The organism is Corallococcus sp. CA047B (assembly GCF_003612065.1).
GTDB classification, from domain to species: Bacteria; Myxococcota; Myxococcia; order Myxococcales; family Myxococcaceae; genus Corallococcus; species Corallococcus praedator.
Genome location: NZ_RAWD01000482.1, coordinates 1 through 5,201, shown reverse-complemented (window position 1 = coordinate 5,201; position 5,201 = coordinate 1). Strand labels below are relative to the sequence as shown.

Sequence of the window (5,201 nt, the reverse complement as noted above, 5' to 3'; positions counted from 1 at the left end):
GACGGCAGCGGAACGGTGGCCTCGTGCCGGCCCGCGCGCTTCGCCGGCGGGATGTGCAGCACGGTGCGCTCGTCGGCCTCCCCGAGCAGGCGCGCGATGTAGTGCGGAATGTCCAGGCTCTGCTTGAGCACGCCGGAGGCGAGGAACGCGTCCAGGTCCGCCCTCACGGCGGACGCCCGCTGGTAGCGCTGCGTGCGGTCCTTCACCAGGCACCGCATCACGATGCGCGACAGCTCCTCCGGATAGTCGGGGCGCACCAGGTGCGGCGGCGTCGCCTCCTCGTGGCGGATGGCGTAGAGGATGCCCTCCGTGGTCTGCCGGGAGAAGGGCTGCTTGCCGGTGGTGATTTCGTACAGCATCACCCCGAGCGCGTAGATGTCCGCCCGGTGGTCCAGCCGCTCCTGCATGATCTGCTCGGGCGACAGGTAGAGGAACTTCCCCTTGATGACGCCCGGCTTGCTGCGCTCCATGAACGCGCCGGCCTTGGCGATGCCGAAGTCGACGAGCTTCACGCGCCCGTCGTAGCTGATCATCACGTTCTGGGGACTGACGTCCCGGTGGATCAGCTCCAGCGGCCGGCCATCCACGCCCCGGCTGAAGTGCGCATGGTCCAGGCCCGACGCGATATACGCGCAGATCCTCGCCGCGACCCCATACGGCAGGCAGGAGCCGAACTTGGCCTCCTCCACGAGCACGCGGCGCAGGTCGACGCCTTCCACGTACTCCATGCAGATGAAGATGTTGTCGCCCTCCTTCCCCAGCTCGTGCACCTGCACGACGTTGGGGTGGTGGAGCTGGGCGGCGATGCGCGCCTCGTCCAGGAACATCTGGACGAACTCCGGCTCCTCGGAGAGGTACGGGAGGATCCGCTTGATGACCACCAGCTCCTGCGAAGGAGGCTTGTGCGCGAGGAACAGCTCCGCCATCCCACCCAGCGCGAGGCGCTTGATGAGCAGGTACTTTCCGAACGGGGTGGCCGTCTGGGGCGAGCTCAAGGACGTGGAGGGTGTGCGCCTGCGGGTGGGACCAAGAACTGCTACCGGAGCCTACCTGCATTCCAGGCTCGGGGGGAGCGGGCCGACCCGCCAGGGGCCCGACTCTAGGCAACCCGGCGTCACCACGCGAACTTTCAGGCCCCCGCGCCCCCGCCTTCCTGAAACACGACCGCCCCCCAGGGCCAAGAGCCGTGGGAGGCGGAAGAGCGGGTGCCGGCGGACCGGCGAAGGCGTCCCGTGGGAGACTACGGGGCCGGAGGAACGACGCCCAGGTCGGCGCAGTCCTGCGGGATGATCGTGTACGTGTAGGGCTTCGTCGAGCCCGGCACGCCGCTGTCGGAGCTGTTGCTGCCGCAGCCGGTGATGTCCGTACCACCGTCCGTGCAGGGCGCGAAGGTGTAGGTGTCCCAGACGCCGCTGATGCCGTTGGGGAACGTCACCGCGCCGCCATCCAGGGCCTCCTTCTGGAAGTCGCAGCGCACTTCCACGCCACCGTCGCTCAGGTTCCGGTCACGGGTCTTGTCGTGGAAGACGAGGATGCCGTTGCCGACCTCGAAGCCGTAATAGATGGGGGGCGTGCCGGAGCTGTCCAGGCGCTTGAGGGCCTCCGGCGTGGGGTTGGTGAGCGTCAGCGGACCGGCCAGGTGCACGCGCGTGCCCAGGAAGGCCGCGCTGTTCTGGGCCGTGCCGAGCGACGCCTCGAGCTGCTCGGCCGTCACCTCGTTGGCCGGGGGCCGGGCGCCCACGCCCGCGTCCGTCGTCTTGGGGGTGATGGCGAGCGGCACGGCGGGCGTGCGCTGGTTGGCCAGGTGGTGACGACGGCCGGAGAACGGCTCGTAGTTGGGCTCCGTGCCGAAGTAGCCCTCGATGTCGACCGTGTCGCCCGGCTGCGGGCGGTACGTGTCCGGCGTGTCCGTGTAGAACTTGTGGATGAACAGGCCTTCCTTCGGGGCGGCCGGATCCGTCACCCAGAAGTACGAGCGCCAGGAGTTGTTGCCCAGCTCGCTCAGCTTCTCGTAGTGCACGTCCGTGACGACCACGTTGCGCAGCGTCGCCTTGCTGCCGAACGACAGCTTGCGCGCCGCGGCGATCTGGTTCGTCGTGCCGGCGTCCGTCGTGCCGGCGTCCGTGCCGGCATCCGTCGTGCCCGCGTCCGTGCCCGCGTCCGTGCTGCAGACGCCCGTACAGCCGGCGTCGGGGACGGGATCGGGATCCGAGTCACGGCCACCACAGCCGGCGGCCGTGGCCATGGCGGTGGCAGCCAGGAGCGCCGCGGCGCCCAGTTTCTTGCGCAGTTCCATTCGTATGTCTCCGGGGGGGGTGAGGGCGCCGCGCTTCTTGAAGTCCGACGCCTGTCGGGCTGAGGATTCAGGCCCTTATACCGGCGGCTCACCAGGGCCGGCAAGGAACGGACCGGCACCCTGCCCGTGACTTCGTTGTGAATTCAGGAATAGGTGGATCATGCTGCCGCGCGACACGTTTTTGCAGGGTCTGAAGCCCACGCTGCACATCGCGCACCGCGGCGGAGCGTTGGTGGCACCGGAGAACACCCTGGAGGCCTTCCGCCTCGCGGTGGAGAAGCACCGCACCGACATGCTGGAGCTCGACGTGCACCTGACGCGCGACGGCGAGGTCATCGTCGCGCACGACGACACGCTGGAGCGCTGCACCAACGGGGAGGGCCCGCTCGCGGCGCTCACCCTCACGGAGCTGCGCCGCCTGGACGCGGGGTATCGGTTCAGCCCGGACGCGGGGAGCACCTTCCCCTTCCGGGGCCAGGGCGTGCACCTGCCAACACTCCGCGAGGTGCTGCGCGCCTTCCCATCCCTGCGCCTCAACGTGGAGCTCAAGCCGGACGTGCCCGGCGGCGAGGACGTGCTCGCCCGCCTGCTGACCGAGGAAGACGCCCTGGGCCGGGTGTGCCTGGGCAGCGAGCAGGACGCCATCGCGGAGCGGCTGGTGCGGGTGCTGCCCGACGCGTGCCACTTCTATCCGCGCGATGCGCTGGCCGCGTTCATCCTGACGCTCAAGGCCGGCGAGGCGCCGCCGGAGGATGCGCGCTACGCGGTGCTCGACATGCCGCTGTACTTCGGTGAGGTGCGGCTGGTGGATGACGCGCTGCTGAAGGCCGCGGCGGAGCGCGGCAAGTGGATCAACGTGTGGACCGTGGATGATCCGGCGGAGATGGATCGGCTGCTCCACGAGGGCATCGGCGGCATCATGACGGACCGGCCGGACCTGCTCCGCCAGCGAATGGACGCGTCCGGAAAGCCGGGCTAAGCCTTGACGTCCATGCCCCGCCCCACCGCACGCGCGCGTCCGGCGACCCGCGCCGAGCCGCCCTCCTCCAAGGCGCCGCCCCCGGCCGTTTCCGCGCCGGAGCCCAAGCCCGCTGGCCGCAACAGCCTCAAGCCCAAGGTGAACAAGCTCAAGGTGAAGGTGCCGCGCGCGCGGCGCTTCGTGGCGCTCGCGGGCAACATCGGCGCGGGCAAGACGACGGCCGCGAAGATGATCAGCCAGGGCTTCGGCTTCGAGCTGTTCGACGAGCCCGTCATCGACAACCGCTTCCTGCGTGACTACTACGGCGACATGTCGCGGTGGTCGTTCACGCTGCAGCTGGAGTTCCTCATCCGGCGCGTGGAGCACCACGAGCTCATCCACTCCGTCCGGAAGAGCTGCGTGCAGGACCGCACCCTGTACGAGGACCCCGAAATCTTCGCCAAGTACCTGCACGGCCTGGGGCACATGACGAACGCGGAGCTGGACCTGTACTACGAGTACTTCCAGCGGCTGTCGCGCCACATCGTCCGGCCCGACAAGGTCATCTGCTTCGACGTGCCCTCGGAGGAGGTGCTCCTGCAGCGCATCCGCACGCGCGGCCGGGCGGAGGAGAAGGGCATCGGCAAGCAGTTCCTGAAGGGCCTCAACGGCTACTACGCGGGCTTCCCGCAGGTGCTCCAGGAGAAGTACGGCGTGGACTGCCTGGTGGTGGACGTGTCCAAGCAGGACATCCGCCGGGGCCCGGGCCGCGAGGAGTTCCTCGACCGCGTCTCCGCATTCCTGGCCTGACGCCGCGGCATCCGTTACACGCTTCGGGGCCATGCACGACCTGACCCCGAAGAGCCCGCGCGACTCCGAAGTGGTGATGACGCAGCTCATCCTCCCCCCGGACGCCAACAACCTGAACGCCGCGTTCGGCGGGAAGGTGATGCAGTGGATCGACATCTGCGGCGCCGTGGCCGCTCAGCGCCACTGCCGTCAGGTCGTGGTGACGGCGTCCATGGACGACCTGCACTTCCACGCCCCCATCCGCGTCGGGTGGATCGCCCTGCTGCACTCGCGCGTGCTCGCCACGTTCCGCACGTCGCTGGAGGTGGGCGTCACCGTGCACGCGGAGAACCCGCTGACGGGCGAGCGCCACCTCACCACCAGCGCGCTGCTCACCTTCGTGACCCAGGACAAGGACGGCAAGGGCGTGCCCGTGCCCCCCCTGCTCCTGGAGACGGACGCGGAGCGCTCCGCCTTCGCGGAGGCCGAGGCCCGCCGCGCCCAGCGCCGCGGCCGTGGTCAGGAAGAGCAGTCCTGGATGAAGGTCATGAAGCCCGTGGCCGGCGCCTGAGACGCGGGGCCGCTCGCCAGACGGACGAAGGGCCGGGGGCACGCCTGTCTGGCGTCCCAACCCGGCCCCTGCCCTGCTTCAGCGCGTCTTGCGCGGCTCAGGTCGTGAACGACGTGCCGCAACCGCAGGACGACTTGGCGTTCGGGTTCTCGAACTTGAAGCCCGCGCCGGTGATGCTGGTGACGTAGTCGATGTGCGTGCCCGACAGGTACTGGGCGCTCAGCGCGTCGGTGGCGATCTTCACGCCATCCTGCTCCCAGATCTGGTCGCCGGCCTTGGACTCCTTCACGAGGTTCAGGTCGTAGCCCAGGCCGCTGCAGCCGGACGGCACCACGCGGATGGAGAAGAAGTAGTCCTGGAACCCCTGGGCCTGGATGACCGTCTTCACCTGGGCGAGGGCGGCGGCCGTCAACTGGACGGGCACGTTGGCGGCGGGCTGGGAGACCGGCGTGGAGCCGGCGACGGCGGTGGAAGTGTCCATGTGCTTAAACTCCTCGTGAACAGCGCCTCATAACGCCCTGGCGCCTGAAAAGCCATGGGACCCCACGGGCCCCTTCTGCTGAGAACACAAGATAACCCCCATGCCC

At 69.2% G+C, this 5,201-nt stretch carries 6 protein-coding genes; 3 read left to right on the top strand and 3 right to left on the bottom strand.

Annotation, left to right across the window (positions count from 1 at the left end; genetic code table 11):
• Both D7X74_RS39405 and D7X74_RS39400 read right to left on the bottom strand, forming a co-directional pair.
• Positions 1-995 (bottom strand): serine/threonine-protein kinase (locus D7X74_RS39405; RefSeq protein ID WP_147446856.1); only part of this gene is annotated, 995 nt, incomplete at its 3' end.
• A gap of 245 nt (positions 996-1,240) precedes the next feature.
• Positions 1,241-2,296 (bottom strand): hypothetical protein, encoded by a 1,056-nt coding sequence (locus tag D7X74_RS39400; protein ID WP_120538089.1) that lies wholly within the window; start codon positions 2,294-2,296, stop codon positions 1,241-1,243.
• Between the two features lie 160 nt (positions 2,297-2,456).
• Between D7X74_RS39400 and D7X74_RS39395 the strand changes: the two genes are divergently transcribed.
• The 3 genes from D7X74_RS39395 to D7X74_RS39385 are packed head-to-tail and all read left to right on the top strand — an operon-like array spanning position 2,457 to position 4,614.
• On the top strand, positions 2,457-3,275 hold the full coding sequence (locus tag D7X74_RS39395) for a glycerophosphodiester phosphodiesterase (RefSeq protein ID WP_120538088.1): 819 nt from the start codon (positions 2,457-2,459) through the stop codon (positions 3,273-3,275).
• Positions 3,276-3,287: 12 nt separating this feature from the next.
• Positions 3,288-4,064, top strand: a complete 777-nt coding sequence (locus D7X74_RS39390) for a deoxynucleoside kinase (RefSeq protein WP_120538087.1) — start codon at positions 3,288-3,290, stop codon at positions 4,062-4,064.
• Positions 4,065-4,095: 31 nt separating this feature from the next.
• The gene (locus D7X74_RS39385) at positions 4,096-4,614 is read left to right on the top strand and encodes an acyl-CoA thioesterase (protein ID WP_120538086.1); all 519 of its coding nucleotides are present in this window, start codon (positions 4,096-4,098) and stop codon (positions 4,612-4,614) included.
• Positions 4,615-4,711: 97 nt separating this feature from the next.
• Here the strand turns inward: D7X74_RS39385 and D7X74_RS39380 are convergent, their stop codons facing one another.
• Positions 4,712-5,095: an iron-sulfur cluster assembly accessory protein gene (locus D7X74_RS39380; RefSeq protein WP_120538085.1), complete on the bottom strand. Its 384-nt coding sequence runs from the start codon at positions 5,093-5,095 to the stop codon at positions 4,712-4,714.
• Positions 5,096-5,201 lie beyond the last annotated feature (106 nt).

Excerpts from the sequence above, each read along its gene's own strand:
- D7X74_RS39400 (WP_120538089.1), bottom strand. The coding sequence starts at position 2,296 with ATGGAACTGCGCAAGAAACTGGGCGCCGCGGCGCTCCTGGCTGCCACC.
- D7X74_RS39395 (WP_120538088.1), top strand. The coding sequence starts at position 2,457 with ATGCTGCCGCGCGACACGTTTTTGCAGGGTCTGAAGCCCACGCTGCAC.
- D7X74_RS39390 (WP_120538087.1), top strand. The coding sequence starts at position 3,288 with ATGCCCCGCCCCACCGCACGCGCGCGTCCGGCGACCCGCGCCGAGCCG.
- D7X74_RS39385 (WP_120538086.1), top strand. The coding sequence starts at position 4,096 with ATGCACGACCTGACCCCGAAGAGCCCGCGCGACTCCGAAGTGGTGATG.
- D7X74_RS39380 (WP_120538085.1), bottom strand. The coding sequence starts at position 5,095 with ATGGACACTTCCACCGCCGTCGCCGGCTCCACGCCGGTCTCCCAGCCC.